The following is a 16,895-nucleotide window of genomic DNA, read 5'->3' as shown; positions in this document are numbered from 1 at the left end:
TGTACGGCGCAATCTCCCAAGATATAAACAAAGGTATTTTGATGAATCTGTTGTTAGTTGATGTGGACGGTGCGCTGGTGAATGCGCAGGGAATCGACATGAGCTGTTTTCTTCAGGCAATTGAAGATGTGCTCCACATTACTTTAGATAAATCGCGTTATCAGGAAAAAGGGGTGACTGATTCAGCAATGCTGGATGAGATCTTGCGTCAGTTCCCGGTGGAAACAAGCCGGTCCATCATTCATCGTCAGGTGGAGCAAAAGTATCTGGACTATTTAGCGGACAAACTGACTTCGCTTCCGGCAGAGACTGTGCTCAGCAAAGGCGCACGGGAATTCCTCGAGCTGATGGGGACTCGTCAGGACACCCATGTTGCGATTACCAGCGGCGGCTGGGCGGCAGTCAGCCGCATGAAGCTGAAAGCGGTTGGGATTGATGTCAGTAAAATGACGTTCGCCTCATCATCTGATGCACCAAGCCGGACTGAGATTATGGCGCTCGCTGCATTCAGGGCCAAACAGGATTCCGGAATGACATTTAAAAGACGGATTGTATTTGCCGAAGGGGAGTGGAACCAGAGAGCATCTCAGGAGCTGGGGTATGATTTTGTGGCCGTTGGCAAGAAACTCAGCCACCATACCCACATTCCCAGCCTGTCTTATTATCAGGCTGCATTATCCAGACTGAACATGAGTGATCCGCTCTGAATGATATCTGACTTGTATTATTGACGGTAACACACCTCTCAGTTGCTTTGGCTCTGAGAGGCCATCACCAAAGCCGGCACAATCAGCACAATACTGGTGCGGCGGCAGTTGAACTTATCAGTATGATTCTGCACATGACTTCTTGTTTTACTTTTGGCGTACCCCGCCAGGACAAAGCGAAACGTTGCGTGATGAGAAAATTTTACCCGTGCATTGTGATTTACTGCCTGCTGTCAGCGAGTAGCTTCGTCCGGGCAGATGATACGAAGACATACTGTTATGCCACACCCGATTCAGTCAGCCCTGATCTGTCGCAGATTATGTCTGTGAATACACCGGAAACAAGTCTTCTCATTTTTCAGTCGATGCTGCCCCAGGCAAGCCGATCCCATGATAAAAGCGCATTCGTTGATTTGCTGGGCGTGATTGCGCACAACTATTTCTTAATAAAAGATCCAGAAAAAGCAAAGTTTTACCTGAGGCAGGCTGAGCTCTTTCTCTCAGATGCGTCTGATCAGGCGAAACAGAATTTGTCTGATGTTCGCCGGATGTGGCATGCACAACGCTAACTTTATTCATTGTCAGTAAATTTGATATTGTGCGAAGAAAATTTGCAATAATAAACCCCGACATAGGATTTGATGCAGGTCTAGTATAAATTGAGGCAGCATTTTAATGTCACAATTTTCGCAGCATTCGAGTCTGTGTAATACGATGTCCCGATGAATTGAAGCGGAGCTGTAACTGAGATGACAACAAGGGAATGGGTCGATGCCTGGTTCCAGGATATCTGGGCAAATGCCGATAGTAACAGTCTGACCAGATACGTCTCCGATCCTTTCATTTTTCATTTGCCGGGCGGCCGTAAGCAGCAGGTCTCCCATGAGAGTTACCTTTCCTACCTTCAGTTGTGGCGGCAAAAATTTAAATCAGTTGTGTTCTCTATATCTGATACCGTCTGTCAGCCTCCGCTAACCGTGGTGAGATATCGCTGTCAGGCTCAATACCAGGGCGGCTGGCTGAATATACCGGGCAAAAAGCAGGTCATTCAGATGACAGGTATGATTCAGTTTCGGCTGGAAGCGGGTTTCATCACTGAATGCTGGTTAGAGGACAGCAGTTTTGACCTGTATCAACAGCTGACGGGCTACCTGAAGTAGGAGTCAATGGGATCTCAGGTGATACTGAAAAACGCCTTTGAAACAAAAATATAGCCTTCCAAGACCGCATTTCTAAGCTTCGCTGTCAGACTTTTTTGTCTTTTGGTCTTTTTTTGCGACAAGTCAGCACTGTGAAAAAAATAGACTTATTTGTGATAAGTGCTTTAATTATTATAATTATAAGTACTAAAAAATGACATCATCCATATGACGGAACTATGTCAACTGACTGAAGTCTTACTCATAGCAGACTTTCAAAGAATTGATGCTTATATTTGAAACATTTCGGAAAGACTGGATTAATTTAGTTTAATGAACCTTAATTATTTTAAGTAAATACATTTTTGCCCTGATATTCATACGTATTCTTATAAATATTTTTTTATTCATCGACAAGGAGTGTCAACCACCATTCATGTACATATCAATTGATGTACATGGGAATATGACACGAGTAGTTTAAGGTGAATGTGTGATTTGGGTTAGTAGTAGTCATCATGACAAGCAGGTAGAAGCGAAAGAAAACCTGAAACTTTCGCATAAGGTCGTCGAGATCTCTCCGTACGAGTTATTGTCATCAATGACAGGGCAGGAACTTGTTTTTCTTGAGGTCATTGACTCGACATCGGAAGGATTTGAATTGCTGCGGGCAGTGAAAACTCGCTTCCCTGCCGCAAAAGTCGTTGTCGTCTATCATAATCTCGACGGAAATCTGGCGTTGAACGTCCTCCGGGCCGGTGGTGAAGATGTATTACCGGCGAATGCGAGCCGACAGGAACTGGAAGAATGTTTCAGCCGCCTTCATACGCATAACATCGAAGCTGATATTGAGCCAGGATTCGAGAATCGAGAGATGTCGATCCGACCGGCACTCAAGATCATTGATGAAAACCTCAGCTCACCGTTGAGGGAAGAGGACTTAGCAAACGCATGCCAGTATTCTCCGACCTATTTTTCGCGTTTGTTCCACAGCATCATGGGCGTGACACTGAAGCAGTACATTATTAAGAAACGTTTGGATCTTGCCTGCGGATTGCTGAGTTCAGATCGTGAAAAAATATCTCAGATTGCGAACTCGGCAGGCTTTAAAGATGTTTCATATTTTTCGCGAGTGTTTAAAAAGCACATGGGCTGCTCTCCGGGTGAATTCCGAATGAGAAAACACAATCTGAACCACAATTAATGTTGGTGTTCACGTTCGGGGAAAATAATCACCTTTGCAATCAAGCGAAAGAATATTCCTTATATTGTGTTTCCTGCATTACAACAGTAATGCAGTTTTTTTGATGTGATTTCTTATTTTTGAGAAAACACCTTACTTCAGTGACTTTCATTTCATCATTCCCTCTGATGTTGTACTTCTGAGACAGAATTAACTTGTCTGCCACAACAAATTTTTACACAGACAATGCTATCTTTAATTCAAAACGTAGTGAAGATTGCGCTGTTGTTTCCGGAGGTGTCCTGATGAGGCTTACCTTGTCCTTCAAACTGCTGTTTCTGGCTTTTCTGTTGTGTATCGTAATGATAAGCCAGGCTCATGCTGCTTCAAGTCGTTTACAGAAAGTGATGGACAGGGGGGTACTCCGCGTCGGAACCACAGGGGACTGGGGACCCATGACCATGCGGGATCCTGCAACAAATTTCTACAAAGGGTATGACATTGATATCACGACAGAGCTGGCTAAAGATCTGGGCGTGACGGTGGAATATGTTGCAACAGACTGGAAAACATTGGTCAGCGGGATTGTTACGGAGAAATATGATCTGACCGGCAGCGCAGCGCTGAATATCAGCCGGGCGAAAATCGTAGGCTACAGCCGTCCTTATTACTATCTGGGATTTGTGCCGGTGACGCATCAATCAATTCAGAGTCGTTTCAGGTACTGGAGCGACTTTAACGCATCGTCAGTCACTGTGGCATCGCGTCGGGGCTCTGTGGAAGAAATGATGGTGAAAGAGTTTTTCCCGAAAGCCAGACAAGAAGTGGTTGAGAGCGGCAAAGCGTATCAGGCGTTGTTGTCCAATCGCGCTCACGTGATTGTGACTTCTAATATTGAGGCTGCCACACTGACCAGCCGCTTTGCACAGCTGGCTGTGCCCAATGTCCGGGGCATGCGGCGAGCGACACCTCTGGCGATGCTGTTACCTCGTGATGATCAGGTCTGGATTAACTTTATTAACCATTGGATTGAACTGAAGAAAACGCAGGGTTTTTTCGACCGGATCGCCGAGAAATGGGGACTGGTGGTGATGGATATCGAGTGACTTTTCGCCGGTAAGTGATGAAAACAGATCTGGATCTGAAAAGGCACTTTAAGCCAATATGGAAGACGTGTTGATTTGGAGGTTAAGGATGGATCTGTCTCAATATCACGGTCTGATTTTCGACATGGATGGCACTTTGATTGATTCAATGCCTGCGCATCTTCAGGCCTGGCGTGCTGCGTGTGAACAGTTTTGTATACCGTTTGATCCGAAATGGCTGATGAGTCTGGGAGGCTCTCCGACAGTCAAAACCGCGCAAATGATGAATGAAAAGTATCAGCTGCAGCACAGTGTTCAGGAAGTCGCAGATACAAAGTGGCAATTCTTTGAAGCCCTTGAGCATAAAGGGGAGGTGATTCCTGCCACCTTTTCGCTGCTGATGCGCTACCGGGGGGAAAAGAAAATTGCCGTCGGCACAGGCTGCCGAAAGTCCAATGCGCTGGAATTACTCTCAATGACGGACATTCTTCCCTCACTGGATGCACTGGTCACCGCGGACGACGTCCGAAATCACAAACCTCACCCGGATACTTTCCTCGAAGCTGCTCAACGAATCGGCCTTGTGCCTTCTCAGTGTGTGGTGTTTGAGGACACTTCTCTTGGACGTCAGGCTGCACTTGCAGCAGGCATGGATTGTTTTCTGGTGGTTGAAGGAAAAATTAAAGAGTTTACATCGGCTTCTTCCCTGGAGTGATACATTAGTTTTGTCTAAATTTATGATTCCATGCGAAATATTTTTGATTCAGTAGCAGGAAATTGATGCGATTTATTTACGACCGCACTACAATCTAACTGAGGTATATAAAAAAGGAGATGATCGTGAAAGCCTTAATTAGTCTCGCTGCAGTTTCAGCGGTAATGCTTGCGGGTTGTAGTGCATCGGTAGATGAAAGAGCAAATGACTTTGTCGATGTGAGCTACTCATTGTGTGCTGCCAAAGTGCGGGCATTCTCTCAGGGGGATGATGGCAAGATCCGGGTCGTCTGTGAAAATGACAGCTATTTCTCTGTGAAGAGTCAGCAAACACTGACTGTGATGAATGAAATCAACGGTGCATACTGTCAGGGCAAGGGCTTCAGCCATTTCAATGAACGTTCGGAATACTACACTTTTACCTGTCTGAATGACAAAAGTTTTAACATTCCCAAGTAATTGATTGAAAAGAAAAAAGCTTTGCTTTTGGCCAGACCTGAATCATTTTGAGGGTCTGGCATCATTTTATCTAGTCCCCGCACTTTCTATGGATCGCTGAAACAGGCGTACATCAGACACAAGGATTTCAGGTGTTGATGGGATAAAGACCGAAGGGAACTCGTCTTGAATCAAAAAATTCTGATTGCTGGTTTTGCGCTCACCGCAGTTTTTTGTTCTGTTTCGGTGACGGCTGCCGTTGTCCCTGACGGCGTCAAACTGGCAAAAACACAGCATCTCGTCCGTGCCAATGGCGCTGAACCCAGTACGCTTGATCCGGGCTTTGTCGGTTCAGGCAGTCCGGGCGATGTGATCGTTAATGATCTGTTCGAGGGACTGGTGATCGAGAACCTTGACGGTGAGATCATCCCGGGACAGGCAGAATCCTGGTCAGTTTCCGATGATGGTAAAACGTATCGCTTCCAGTTGCGTCCCGGCTTGCAATGGTCAGATGGCACAGCTTTAACTGCAGCAGATTTTGTGTTTGCCTGGCGTCGTGCAGTCAATCAATCAACCGGGAACAATACCGGTTTTAATCTGGCTACAGCTAATATCCTCAACACGAAAGCTATTCTGAATGGGGAGCAACCCCCTGAAGCGCTCGGTGTGAAAGCGCTCAATTCTCATCAGCTTGAAGTCACTCTGTCCCGGCCGACACCTTACTTCCTCAGTTTAATGAGCATTAAAACTTTCTTTCCGGTACCGGCACATATTGTCAGCCAATTTCCGGACAGCTGGACCCGTCCGGAGCATTTTGTTTCGAATGGTGCGTATGTTCTGAAATCCTGGGTACCGAATGAACGAGTAGAGGTGGCCCGGAATGAGCGCTACCGGGAAAACGCCTCTACTGTGATTAACGGTGTGACTTATCTGGCGTTATCGTCGCAACATGCTGAGTTATTGCGATATCAGGCTGGCGAAATTCATATGACGAACCGGGTTCAGCTTGAGTATTACCAGAAGCTGATGAAAGACAACCCGAAACAGTTAAAGTCATTGCGACTGCTGGGGGCGTATGTATACGCGTTCAATACCCAGCAACCACCATTTGATAACCCGGATGTGCGCCGCGCCCTGACGATGGCAATTGACCGGGATGTGCTGGTGCAAAAAGTCACAGGGCAGGGTGAACCGGCCGCATTTTCTGTGGTGCCGGACATTATCCCGAATTACAGGAATTATACTCCGGCGTATCAGCTGATGCGTCATGACGCACGAATGGCAGAAGCCCGGGAACTGCTGTTGAAAGCAGGTTATAGCCAGACAAAGCCTTTAAACGTAACGCTCACGTACAACACCAGTGAAAACCACAAGAAACTGGCATTAGCCATTGCTGCGATGTGGAAAACACTCGGTGTAAACGTCGGACTGGAAAACATGGAGTGGAACGCTTATCTGGCCGCGAAAGCTGCTGGAGATTTTACCGTTGCACGTTCTTATGCTTTTGGTGACTATGCTGAGCCTTCATCTATTTTGAACAGTTTTACCTGTGGTCATCCAGGGAACGTAACCGGGTTCTGTAACCCGGATTTTGATGCGCTGCTGAAGCAAGCGGCCGATGTCTCTGATGAAACCACACGGTACGGATTGTATCGTCAGGCGGAGCAGATTCTGGATCAAGCATCACCGGTCATGCCTGTTTATTATTACAACCACACCAGACTGGTCAAAAGTAACCTGAAAGGTTTCCCGCGCAACAACCCGAAAGGGAATATCTATGCGAAGGACATGTATTTCGTAGCGAAGTGATTTGAAGAGCCTGTTTTTACAGGCTTTTTTATTGCTTGATAATTCCCTCCAAAACGACAGTAAGTTCTCACGACCATTACCAAGTGGAAAGCATTGTGAACCTTAGTTACGCTGTAACTTTTTGTGTTTCAGATATTTTTGAAGTGGGTGTTGCTTTGAGTAATCACGTAAAACGAAATTGGACAAAACTTCTTAGAGTTACAACTTAATTTAGTCAACCACGAATTAGCACAGATATGGAAAACTGTGTTGTTTGTAAACTCTCCTCTCCTGAACAGTAATCATACGACAACCATATTTCGGTCATCAACGAAGCATCTCTTTTCCAAGTCGCTATAGTACCAGCAACAATTAAGTGACATAGATAGGGAAAGTAATGATAGCCGTATTATTTGAGGCAATGGCGGTTGCCGAAAAGAGAGACCGATATTTCCAGTTGGCAGAACAGTTAAAACCACTTCTCAGTGATATCGATGGCTTTATATCAATCGAACGTTTTCAAAGCACAACTAACCCAGACAAGTTTATATCCCTATCCTGGTGGAAAGATGAAGAAGCAATCAAGCATTGGAAGAAAAATGTACAGCACAGGCTTGCTCAAGACGAAGGGAAATCTTCTATTTTCTCTGCTTACAAAATTAACGTTTTAACCTCAACTCGAGAATATTGTTCTCAATAATATAGAGATAGAAATATGCATGATATACATGTGATTTTAAAAAATAGTCCCGGAGAATTATCTCGTTTTGGAGAAATCCTTGGAAGGAATGGAATTGGATTAGAAGGCGGGGGCGTATTTGTTCATGAAAATCATAGCCATGCTCATTTTCTAGTTGAAGATGGAGAAAGGGCTAGGGATGTTCTTACTGATAATGGGTTTGAAGTAAAGGGAGTCGTTTCTCCACTTATACGAAAACTCAAACAAGAACAACCAGGTGAGCTTGGTGCGATAGCTAAAGCGTTAGCGGATAAAGGTGTTAACATTATTGTTCAGTATAGTGATCATGATAATCGGTTGATACTTGTAACTGATAACTATACATTGGCCGAAAATGCAACGGTTGATTGGGCAGTCTAAACTTGAGCAAACAAAGTATCTCTTCAATAGAATTATTAGACTATAGTCAGGAAACCGACATGGCAGCCTTAGCGGCTGCCATGTCGGATGCTTCTAGGATGAAAATCCTATGTGCGTTAATGGATGGAAAAGCTTGGACAGCTACTGAACTAAGCGTGATAGCAGATATTGCACCATCGACTACTAGCGCTCACCTATCTCGTCTACTGAAAGCTAATCTTGTAGTATGTTTAGCTCAGGGGCGACATAGATATTTTCGCCTCTATAGTAGCAACGTCGCTGCATTACTAGAAAATATGATGGGAATTACTTTTCAAGTAAGTAGTCCATCTCGTACCAAAGTGCCTAAAGAACTGCTAAGAGCAAGAACATGTTATGATCATTTGGCCGGTGAAATAGCGGTTAAATTGTATGATTCTCTAGTGAGAAATAACTGGATGGATAGTGAGGGCAAAGAGCTTACTGTGCAAGGGCAAGAAAAGCTCTTACAGTTAGGTATTAATATAGATGCAAAAACTAGAAGGAAAAAATGTTGTCCATGCTTAGATTGGAGCGAAAGAAAGTTCCACGTTGGTGGTCACTTAGGGGCATCACTACTTAGTTTTTTTGAAAGTAATGACTGGATTGAAAGAGTCCCTGGATATCGCGAAGTTGCTATAACAAGTAAAGGTAAAAAAGAACTTCATAGGCATTTCCTCATTGATGAATAACTGTCAGCCAATAATATCCCTTGTAGATGGCTACACATTAGCGTATGAATTGAAGGTTTTTAAATTCGAGTCAACTGAAGCCTACACTATTAGCATGTTTTGGGGCAAAAATTTCTCGGTTCGTAAAACACGGACCGTACGCTACGAACCACCCTGGAACTCACTTCGGGACAATTATGATTAAGTCGACCATCAGAAAAAGCCTATCTGCTCACAACCACATACTCAGCTCCGCTGATATCGGTTATTTATCTGTCATGGGGCGATCGTGGTGACCAAGCAGGAGCTGAGTCTCAATCCCAATTTTGTTATCAGTCCTTTCTGCTAAAGATCGCAGTTCGTGGAAGGATGGGGTGCCTTCCACGGTGAGAGCTTTACTGTCTCTTACATCAGCAAGGTGACGTGAGAGCCGGTTGACCTTGATTGGCACCTGACTGTGTTTGCTGTAACCGTTTTTTCTGATGAAGAATGAAATGCATCACAACATTACTCCTGCACATGGCAATGATCTCTCCGAGGCTAACACTGAGCAGTGGATTGGTTAGGTCTAAAGGAAAGGCCAGATTTGTTTTCCTCTTGACTTGCCAGTAGCGACGTATATAGCAAGCAAGAAGGATCTTCGTTGTTTGATGGCATCACGACAACGAAACGCGTCGTTCTCAAAGCATAGTGTGTGAAAAACTGGCAAATCCAGATGTGCTGCTGTGCGTACGGAGCGCTGAAACGGGCTAACGTTGGCAGAGTTTGAGCTACATCAATCAACCTTGATTTACGCTGGTGGAGGGGGCGGGTAATACTATAATTTAAATATGAATTCTCCCACCCACATCCAGGAGATATCTCATGTTTGCCAAACGATGTTCCTATATTCTCGCTGGAAAAACACATCCAAAAGCTCAGGTTACAGTCAATCCTACTGGGACCCTTCATATCGATGTCAAAGATGAGAAGCGTGAGCTTGACGGCGATTTTGAGGATTTATTATTTAAAGAAAAAGGGAAAGTCACTGTCCTTGTTTGTCAGAAACATGACAGGCCAAAGCAGCTCTGTTGGCATGTTGAGCTCACTGGTCAGGATGCCAAAGAGCTCACGCGGCTGATTGATGAGGCCGAGGAAGAATACGAGACTCTTATGAGTGATCTTTGCTGAAAGAGCCAGCATTCCCTTTCTGGCCTACCGGTTCAGGTAGGTCAGATTTAGCGTTAGGGGAAAAACAGATTGATTCGGAGTGAGTCGAGATGACTTAAAATAGGAAATTCACCAACATGCATACTTCAGCAGGCTTGTGTGAATAATCAGCCTGCAACACAGGGTAAAACCGTTATCCGTCTTTTCTCATAGAAAACCCATCCCACACAGTCAAAGCAGTAACCCGTGAACAAATTGATGCTGAATTTTATGATTAAAATTCAATTAGATACGGAATTCGTAATATCAGAAAAAATAAGCGGTTTGGGTTTTAGTTCTGTCGTGTCATGCTCTATCTTCTACGCTGACGGATTGATAATCTTTACGAGTATCGTGCTGTTGAAAGTAATGGGTCAATACGCTTTCCAGCTTCTCTAACCGCAAAGGTTTACTGATCGCTCTGTCGGCTCCTGCAGCCAGGAATTCTGAAGACGTATCCGTTGTCGCATCTGCGGTGCAGGCCAGTATAAGCCCCTGGTAATTCAAACTTTGTCTGATGAAGCGTGTTGCTTCTATCCCGTTCATTTCGGGCATTCGGTTATCCATCAGAATAGCGTCATAGTATTCCTCTTGCAGCATATCTATAGCCATGCGGCCATTCTCAGCAACAGAAACATGGCATCCTAACTTTTCACACAAATGTTTCCCTACCAGCTGATTGACCCGGTTATCTTCAACCAGAAGGACAGAAAGTTCAGACAAGTTGAATTTTTCAAGCTGTTGCGCGTTAGGATTGGCTGAGTCAGTGATTCCCTTTGGTGTCTTGATAATGGCTTGAAAAGTACTGCCAACGCCAACCTCGCTACTGACCGACACATCGCCACCCATCGCAATACAGAGATGTTTCACGATGGATAAACCCAGTCCGGTCCCACCAAAATTTTGGTTGATTGTCGCGTCAGCTTGTTCAAAGGAATTAAATATACTGTCCAGCCTGGTTGGATGTATCCCAATCCCTGTGTCTGTAACAGTAATCGTCAGTGTTTCATCGCTTTCTTTAAATTCGAGTGAAATATCAATATGCCCCTGTGGGGTGAACTTCACGGCATTGCCGATTAAGTTATATACAATTTGCCGAATTCTGGCTTTGTCGCCCACTAAGATAGTGCCATCAGGAAGATTTTGGGTATGAAGCTGCAACACGATGCCTTTTTCTGCAGCTAGCGGGTAGAAGCTGCTTGCGACAGGTGACAGCAGCTGTATGACAGGAAATGGCTCTCTGACCAGCTCCAGTTTGTTTTGCTCTAATTTAGAGAAGTCCAGGATCTCATTGAGAACGGACATCAGATGTTCACTCGATTCCAGCAAGATATTCAGGTTGGATTTCTGCGATTCATCCTGCATTTCAGAGGCGATGATCTGCGCCATCCCGATGACACCGTTCATTGGTGTTCTTAACTCATGGCTCATGGTGGCGAGAAACATGGACTTCGCCGCGGTTGCTTCCTGAGCGGTTTTTACTGCTTCTTTGAGCGCAATCTGTGCCTCTCTCAGAGCATCAATATAACGATAGAGGTAAAGCACAACGACCAAAAACATAATGCAAGTCGCAAGCAAGAGCGAAGTGACCATCGCATTGTTTGCCTTGAAGATTTCATTCATTAACTCTTCGTGGATGTGCTCGATTGCTTCATCCATGTCTTCAGTCAGGATTGCTCTCTGAAGCGGTTCAATCGACGCTTGGGCTAAAGGCTGCTTTTTGGCTTTTAAAAGCTCATCGAGCAGGCCCATGTGCTCTTTTGCCGTATTTTCATATTTAGCGACGAGTGGCTGAATCTGGCCTTTGGGCCAAATAATATCAGGGAAAAGCGCTTCGATGTTCAGGGTCGTCGACACAAGGTTTTGTAAATCGGAGTCAAGTGCCTGTATTTGAGCCAATAAATCTTCAATGTGTTTATTTTCACTGCCAGGCTGGGCTAGTTGGGCGTAACTCCTCATGTGGATGAGGCTTTGAGAGTGTGCGATAAACGAGCGTTCAAGTTTGCCTAAGATGTCATGTTCGACTTTGAACGAGATAAAAAACGAGACCGCTGCTGCAAAAGCAACAGCCAGGAAGCACTCAAGAGATAGAAATTTCATCACTTTATTCCTATTCATGAGCTTGCTCTTGTTGTTCTTCTACATGGAACTCCTCAACAACTGGAACCACATACGTTTCTTCAAAGTAATAGAAGTATGCAGCAACAAAAATCAGCCACACCAACACTAAACTCCATATATATCTGGCTACATTTGTCATTTTACACTTCTGAATTCAAATTGAGTTTTGATTGCCTTGAGAACAACCGTCCAAAAATTTCTTACCTGTAAGTCTAGTCAACATTTTCACGGGGTCATAAGTATGTCACAGGGGAATGAGCAAGTTCATCACAGAGTGGATTTTACGATCGAAGCCGCCTAACAGCGCTGTGCCTGACACGGCTCAATGTGAACATCTGGACATTTGAAACTCATCCGATCTTGGTTCTGTTCATCATTTCATTGGTCACACTTCAGGTAAGACGTTCGATTTTTCATGATCATACTGCTCAGCGAGCTTCAGGTTCTTCTCCATCTCCCAAAGTCTGGGAGCTGAACCATGGTCCACGATCAGAGAATGTGAAAGCGACGATCAGGAAAACATTGGATGCGGGTGCGTTTAGATAAATTTGTGGCTGACGGGCACATTTTTGCCAGCGGAATGTCACCTTGTTGGTCAATCGTGGATATAGTTTACGTTGTAGTCAGAGACAGTTGGGGCCTGGGATTGGTTTCGTGAGGGGGGGATTTGATAGTTTTAATTCCAAATCAAAATATATCAACTAAAGGTGTAAAGTTACTCAGAAGCTTGACCTCTAAGAGTATTGCTCAAATACGTGAGTCAGCTTTAAATATGCAGCCATTAGAAACTTATGAAGTGTTTGATGGTGATTGGGATAATGTCAAAAAGAAACTGATTACACTAGCTCAGAAGTATGACGAGTCGATTTTTGTCATACTTGAAGTTCAAGGTGATGAATATTCCCCATTTACCTTAGATGGGTTCTTAGAGTATTTGAAAGAAATTCGTTCTATCGAGATAAATCAACAAAAAATTTCAGATCTGGAATGTGGATATATTGCAGTTGAGTCAGAATTTATCGAGCACAATGAAAATTGGTATAGCAAAGTTTAGGAGTGATTCTGGACTTGCTCCGTTTTAGTGGACACGCATAAGCAACCGAGGGTGTTGATATGTCAGCTTAGAAAATGGGGAATAGATGCCGCAATATTCACTAGGATATATGTTGAAAGCGGTGCAATGGTTTGTTTTGTTGATAGCTTTGCCTGTACCTAACGTGGTTCTATACCACAAGGAGTAACATGTGATTGTCGTAGCAAGGTTTTCTTTTCCTCATGAAGCCCACATTGCAAAAGCGAGTCTGGATAGTGCGGGAATAGAAAGTTACATCGTTGATGAACATACGGTGAATACTCAATGGCTTTACTCAAACGCTATCGGTGGTGTTCGTCTCATGGTGGCGGAGGGTCATGCAGAAGAAGCGGTACAAATACTCAACAGTGACTTCTCACAATCATTGGACAATGGCGTTGTTACGGATGAAGCAAAGGATGTTTGCCCCAATTGTGGAAGCCCTGACTTATCTGCACATACAAAAGGCAAGCGTCCGGCATTTTTAGTGTTTATTATACTCGGCTTTCCATTGTTCTTTTACAGACATGGCTACAAGTGTAATCAGTGTGGAGAGTTCAGTGAAAAGCTTTGATTCTGGGGGTGTTACAAGGTATTTAAGCTGAATTGGAGGGGGTAAGCACACGGGGTATTTTTATTTTGCTTTGTGTTTGGTGTTTAAAGTGCAATGCGGAAAACGCATTATTGCCTGCACCTTTTAATGCGGTGTGATTTGGCGATTGGAGAATGCATGGAAGATATATTTTTTATCGATGAGTCAGTGGCTGGTCGATGTGGTCCCGACAAAATTATGTGGAATCTCGACGAACTGAAGCGGAATAATATCAGAGCAATTCTATCCGTGAACAACGGTGAAATGGTCCACACTTCAAGGTTGAGCGAACTGGGTATCTGTTATGGACATATACCACTTTCAAGTCATGCGCCAGTTCAGGCCGGTGATCTGGAGTTTTGTCTGGGTGCCTTGCCTCGAATTATTGATTTTATAAATCAAAATCAAGGAGATAGAGTGGTGCTGGTTCATTGTAAGTCTGGCAAAGATCGTACGGGATTGGCCCTTGCTGCTTATTTGATGCAATCAAAAGGTTTCGAGGTTCAAGAAGCTATTTTCGCTATTAAAAGCGTCCGGAATATCGCTTTTACTGCACCTGGTTGGGATGAGTTTTCAGTCACAGTCCTTACAGAATTGTTTATCAGGGAAGCATGATGATACTTCCCTGATAAACAGCATGTTTTGGTTATTACATTGAAACTGACAACTCATATACATGCTGCCGCATTTCATTGAATTATTGGTTGATAACTATATTTAAATGCATGAGTTCCGACTTTGAATGATCACTCGTATCCAACCAGGAATCACATTCCGTGATATCGATAATCACCGGCATTCTGTGGTGATAAGGTTTACACATTTTGTCTGCAGCTGTCGTGAGTGTGACCAGATGAGGCGTCTCTGATTCAAACCAGATACCAGCCATATACAGTGGCTTGTTATCCGGGTGGCTGAACAGGTACTTCTGTTTCTTTTTGCCACTTTCATCCCGCCATTCATACCAGCCGGAACAGGGCACGATGCACCTGTGGGTTTGCATTGCATGACGCCAGGTGGGCTTTTGCATTGCAGATTCTTCCTGAGCGTTAATGAGTAATTTTTTCGACCAGCCGGGCTGAATCCCCCAAACCATGTCCAGTTGCTGCAGACCATCTGGTTGTTTGATGACCGTGGACACTTTTTGTGCGGGGCATAGGTCGGTATTTTCTGCGGCTTCGAACCGGATGCGAAGCTCATCAGAAACCTGATTGTTCAGCAGGTTAGCGAGAATGTTCAGCCTGCCACACATAGTAAAACTTCCATTCGTCTTTCCTAATATAAAACCCGATCCGTATTGGCCAGACGGAAATCCGTGACCAAAATGATACTGTGTATTTAACCAGTATTTCCGATATGAATGTCATCCCATTATTAGCAAGTGCTGGTATTACCGGCTTTGAAAGTCCGGCAGCGGAATACCGACAGCTTCCTTTGAGCTTAGATGAATTGCTGGTGGAACATCCCAGCGCCACTTTTATCGGCAGAGCCTATGGCAGGAGCATGGAAAATGTCGGTATCTACGATGGCGACATTCTCATTGTTGATCGCCATGTACAGGTGCAGAACATGGATGTGGTGGTCGCAAACCTGAACGGTGAGTTTGTCTGCAAGCTTCTGGACATGAAAGCACGTCGGCTGTTGTCTGCTGCGCCGGGGTTTCATCCGGTTTGGGTTTCTTCTGTCGATCAGTTTTCTGTTGAAGGGGTGGTGGTGCGTTCGATTCGCTGTCACCGGCCCAGCCGTTTGCTGATGGAGGACTAAGATGTTTGCGCTGGTGGATGCCAACTCATTTTATTGTTCTGCGGAACAGGTCTTTCGCCCGGACTGGCGCGGCAATCCAATGGTGGTGCTGAGCAATAATGACGGCTGTGTTGTAGCGGCGAACCGGCAGGCAAAGAAAGCCGGTGTAGAGAAGTTTCGCGCCTACTTCGAGATGCGGGCTATGTGTCAGGCGCGGGGCGTGATTGCCTGTTCCTCCAACTATGAGTTATACGGAGACTTGTCGGCAAAGATGATGGAAGTCATCGGGCGTTTTGCACCGGATCAGCATGTCTACTCCATTGATGAGTCCTTTTTGTCGTTTGAACGCTGTCATCACGCCATTCCGGATCTGTTTGAGCATGCCATGCGGATACGAAGAACGGTCTGGAAAGAATGCCGGCTGCCAGTCTGTGTTGGTATCGGCCCCACGTTGACGCTCTCGAAAGTTGCGAACCATGCCGCGAAGAAGTTATCGGGTTATCAGGGCGTGTGTGTCATTCACGAAGCAAAGCAGCGCGCGCTTATCCTGTCACAAATGAAAACGTCTGATGTCTGGGGGATTGGTTCCCGCATTGCGAAAGGCCTTCAGTTCATGGGAGTTGAGACAGCGTTGCAGCTTTCAAGGATGAAGCCGAGGATTGCCCGGAAAGAATTCAACGTTGAAATTGAAAGGACTATAAGAGAGCTGAACGGGGAGCGATGTAAATTCTGGGATGAAGCGAGGGCCGATAAGAAGCAGATCTTCTCCACCCGAAGTGTCGGTGAACGCATTACAGATCCAACGTCATTGGGGCAGGCGCTGTGTAAGCATGCAGATATCGCAGCGGCCAAACTCAGGCGGCAGGGTTCGCTGGTGCAGGTGATGATGGTGTTCGCATCGAATTCTCCTTATGACGAGAGGCCAGTGGGGTTTAAGCAGGTTCACCGTTTTGCTTATCCGACTGACGATACAACGGTGATTACCAAAGCGGTCTCTGGTCTGGTTGATGCGTTATTTGTCGAAGGTGTCCGTTATTACAAGGTGGGAGTCGGATTTATTGCGATGACCAGCGCAAAGTATGCCCAAGGCGACTTGTTTTATGAATCACCGCCAAATTCTGCATTGATGAAGGTGTTTGACTGTATCAACCAGAAGTACGGGAGCCATTCTATGTTTCTGGCTGCACAGGGTATCGAACAAAAGTGGGCGATGCGGCGGGCACTGTTGTCTCCTCAGTACACCACGCGTTGGATGGATGTACCGAAGGTGAGGTGTGGGTGAATTCAATGTTTAATATCGCTTTTGTTTCGGGAAAATAGTGCGCTGCAAAATGAAA

At 45.1% G+C, this 16,895-nt stretch carries 19 protein-coding genes; 16 read left to right on the top strand and 3 right to left on the bottom strand.

What is annotated here, in order from left to right; genetic code table 11:
- Positions 1-41 precede the first annotated feature (41 nt).
- The 11 genes from ACYP03_RS13310 to ACYP03_RS13260 all read left to right on the top strand — a co-directional run bounded on the left by ACYP03_RS13310 (position 42) and on the right by ACYP03_RS13260 (position 10,012).
- Positions 42-707 carry an HAD family hydrolase gene (locus ACYP03_RS13310; RefSeq protein ID WP_459780325.1) on the top strand — a complete coding sequence of 222 codons (666 nt, stop codon included), beginning with the start codon at positions 42-44 and terminating at the stop codon, positions 705-707.
- A 749-nt stretch (positions 708-1,456) separates the two neighbouring features.
- Positions 1,457-1,867: an ester cyclase gene (locus ACYP03_RS13305; RefSeq protein ID WP_248140385.1), complete on the top strand. Its 411-nt coding sequence runs from the start codon at positions 1,457-1,459 to the stop codon at positions 1,865-1,867.
- A gap of 472 nt (positions 1,868-2,339) precedes the next feature.
- Complete coding sequence (locus ACYP03_RS13300) at positions 2,340-3,050, top strand: helix-turn-helix domain-containing protein (protein ID WP_248140384.1); 711 nt, start codon at positions 2,340-2,342, stop codon at positions 3,048-3,050.
- A 284-nt stretch (positions 3,051-3,334) separates the two neighbouring features.
- Entirely contained in the window at positions 3,335-4,135 is an 801-nt protein-coding gene (locus ACYP03_RS13295; protein WP_330959443.1) for a transporter substrate-binding domain-containing protein, read from the top strand.
- An 88-nt stretch (positions 4,136-4,223) separates the two neighbouring features.
- Positions 4,224-4,829 (top strand): beta-phosphoglucomutase family hydrolase, encoded by a 606-nt coding sequence (locus ACYP03_RS13290; protein ID WP_459780322.1) that lies wholly within the window; start codon positions 4,224-4,226, stop codon positions 4,827-4,829.
- Between the two features lie 125 nt (positions 4,830-4,954).
- Entirely contained in the window at positions 4,955-5,287 is a 333-nt protein-coding gene (locus ACYP03_RS13285; protein WP_248140382.1) for a hypothetical protein, read from the top strand.
- A gap of 165 nt (positions 5,288-5,452) precedes the next feature.
- The gene (locus tag ACYP03_RS13280; protein ID WP_459780321.1) at positions 5,453-7,075 is read left to right on the top strand and encodes a peptide ABC transporter substrate-binding protein; all 1,623 of its coding nucleotides are present in this window, start codon (positions 5,453-5,455) and stop codon (positions 7,073-7,075) included.
- A gap of 376 nt (positions 7,076-7,451) precedes the next feature.
- Positions 7,452-7,754, top strand: coding sequence for an antibiotic biosynthesis monooxygenase family protein (locus tag ACYP03_RS13275; RefSeq protein WP_248140380.1), 303 nt, complete (start codon positions 7,452-7,454; stop codon positions 7,752-7,754).
- Between the two features lie 15 nt (positions 7,755-7,769).
- A complete protein-coding gene (locus ACYP03_RS13270) occupies positions 7,770-8,153 on the top strand; it encodes an amino acid-binding protein (protein ID WP_330959448.1) in 384 nt (127 codons plus the stop codon).
- Between the two features lie 59 nt (positions 8,154-8,212).
- Positions 8,213-8,863: an ArsR/SmtB family transcription factor gene (locus ACYP03_RS13265; protein ID WP_459780319.1), complete on the top strand. Its 651-nt coding sequence runs from the start codon at positions 8,213-8,215 to the stop codon at positions 8,861-8,863.
- Positions 8,864-9,706: 843 nt separating this feature from the next.
- On the top strand, positions 9,707-10,012 hold the full coding sequence (locus ACYP03_RS13260; RefSeq protein ID WP_459780317.1) for a hypothetical protein: 306 nt from the start codon (positions 9,707-9,709) through the stop codon (positions 10,010-10,012).
- 324 nt (positions 10,013-10,336) lie between these two features.
- Here ACYP03_RS13260 and ACYP03_RS13255 read toward each other — a convergent pair whose 3' ends face one another.
- Positions 10,337-12,148 (bottom strand): ATP-binding protein, encoded by a 1,812-nt coding sequence (locus tag ACYP03_RS13255; protein WP_459780315.1) that lies wholly within the window; start codon positions 12,146-12,148, stop codon positions 10,337-10,339.
- Positions 12,141-12,290, bottom strand: a complete 150-nt coding sequence (locus tag ACYP03_RS13250) for a hypothetical protein (protein ID WP_248140375.1) — start codon at positions 12,288-12,290, stop codon at positions 12,141-12,143. Before ACYP03_RS13250 ends, ACYP03_RS13255 begins: the two co-directional genes overlap by 8 nt.
- A 528-nt stretch (positions 12,291-12,818) precedes the next feature.
- On the opposite strand from ACYP03_RS13250, the gene ACYP03_RS13245 reads away from it, so the two are divergent.
- From ACYP03_RS13245 to ACYP03_RS13235, 3 genes are all read left to right on the top strand, one after another.
- Positions 12,819-13,205 carry a hypothetical protein gene (locus tag ACYP03_RS13245; protein ID WP_459780313.1) on the top strand — a complete coding sequence of 129 codons (387 nt, stop codon included), beginning with the start codon at positions 12,819-12,821 and terminating at the stop codon, positions 13,203-13,205.
- A gap of 190 nt (positions 13,206-13,395) precedes the next feature.
- Positions 13,396-13,797, top strand: a complete 402-nt coding sequence (locus ACYP03_RS13240) for a putative signal transducing protein (RefSeq protein WP_459780312.1) — start codon at positions 13,396-13,398, stop codon at positions 13,795-13,797.
- A gap of 156 nt (positions 13,798-13,953) precedes the next feature.
- Complete coding sequence (locus ACYP03_RS13235) at positions 13,954-14,430, top strand: protein-tyrosine phosphatase family protein (RefSeq protein WP_459780310.1); 477 nt, start codon at positions 13,954-13,956, stop codon at positions 14,428-14,430.
- Between the two features lie 82 nt (positions 14,431-14,512).
- Here ACYP03_RS13235 and ACYP03_RS13230 read toward each other — a convergent pair whose 3' ends face one another.
- Positions 14,513-15,067, bottom strand: coding sequence for an SOS response-associated peptidase (locus ACYP03_RS13230; RefSeq protein WP_459780309.1), 555 nt, complete (start codon positions 15,065-15,067; stop codon positions 14,513-14,515).
- A 104-nt stretch (positions 15,068-15,171) separates the two neighbouring features.
- On the opposite strand from ACYP03_RS13230, the gene ACYP03_RS13225 reads away from it, so the two are divergent.
- Entirely contained in the window at positions 15,172-15,579 is a 408-nt protein-coding gene (locus tag ACYP03_RS13225; protein ID WP_459780308.1) for a S24 family peptidase, read from the top strand.
- Position 15,580: 1 nt separating this feature from the next.
- Positions 15,581-16,840 carry a Y-family DNA polymerase gene (locus tag ACYP03_RS13220; protein WP_459780307.1) on the top strand — a complete coding sequence of 420 codons (1,260 nt, stop codon included), beginning with the start codon at positions 15,581-15,583 and terminating at the stop codon, positions 16,838-16,840.
- Positions 16,841-16,895: the final 55 nt, after the last annotated feature.

Source organism: Photobacterium sp. R1 (assembly GCF_054600795.1).
Note: the sequence above shows the minus strand (reverse complement) of the source record. Positions and strands in the feature narration are given on the sequence as shown.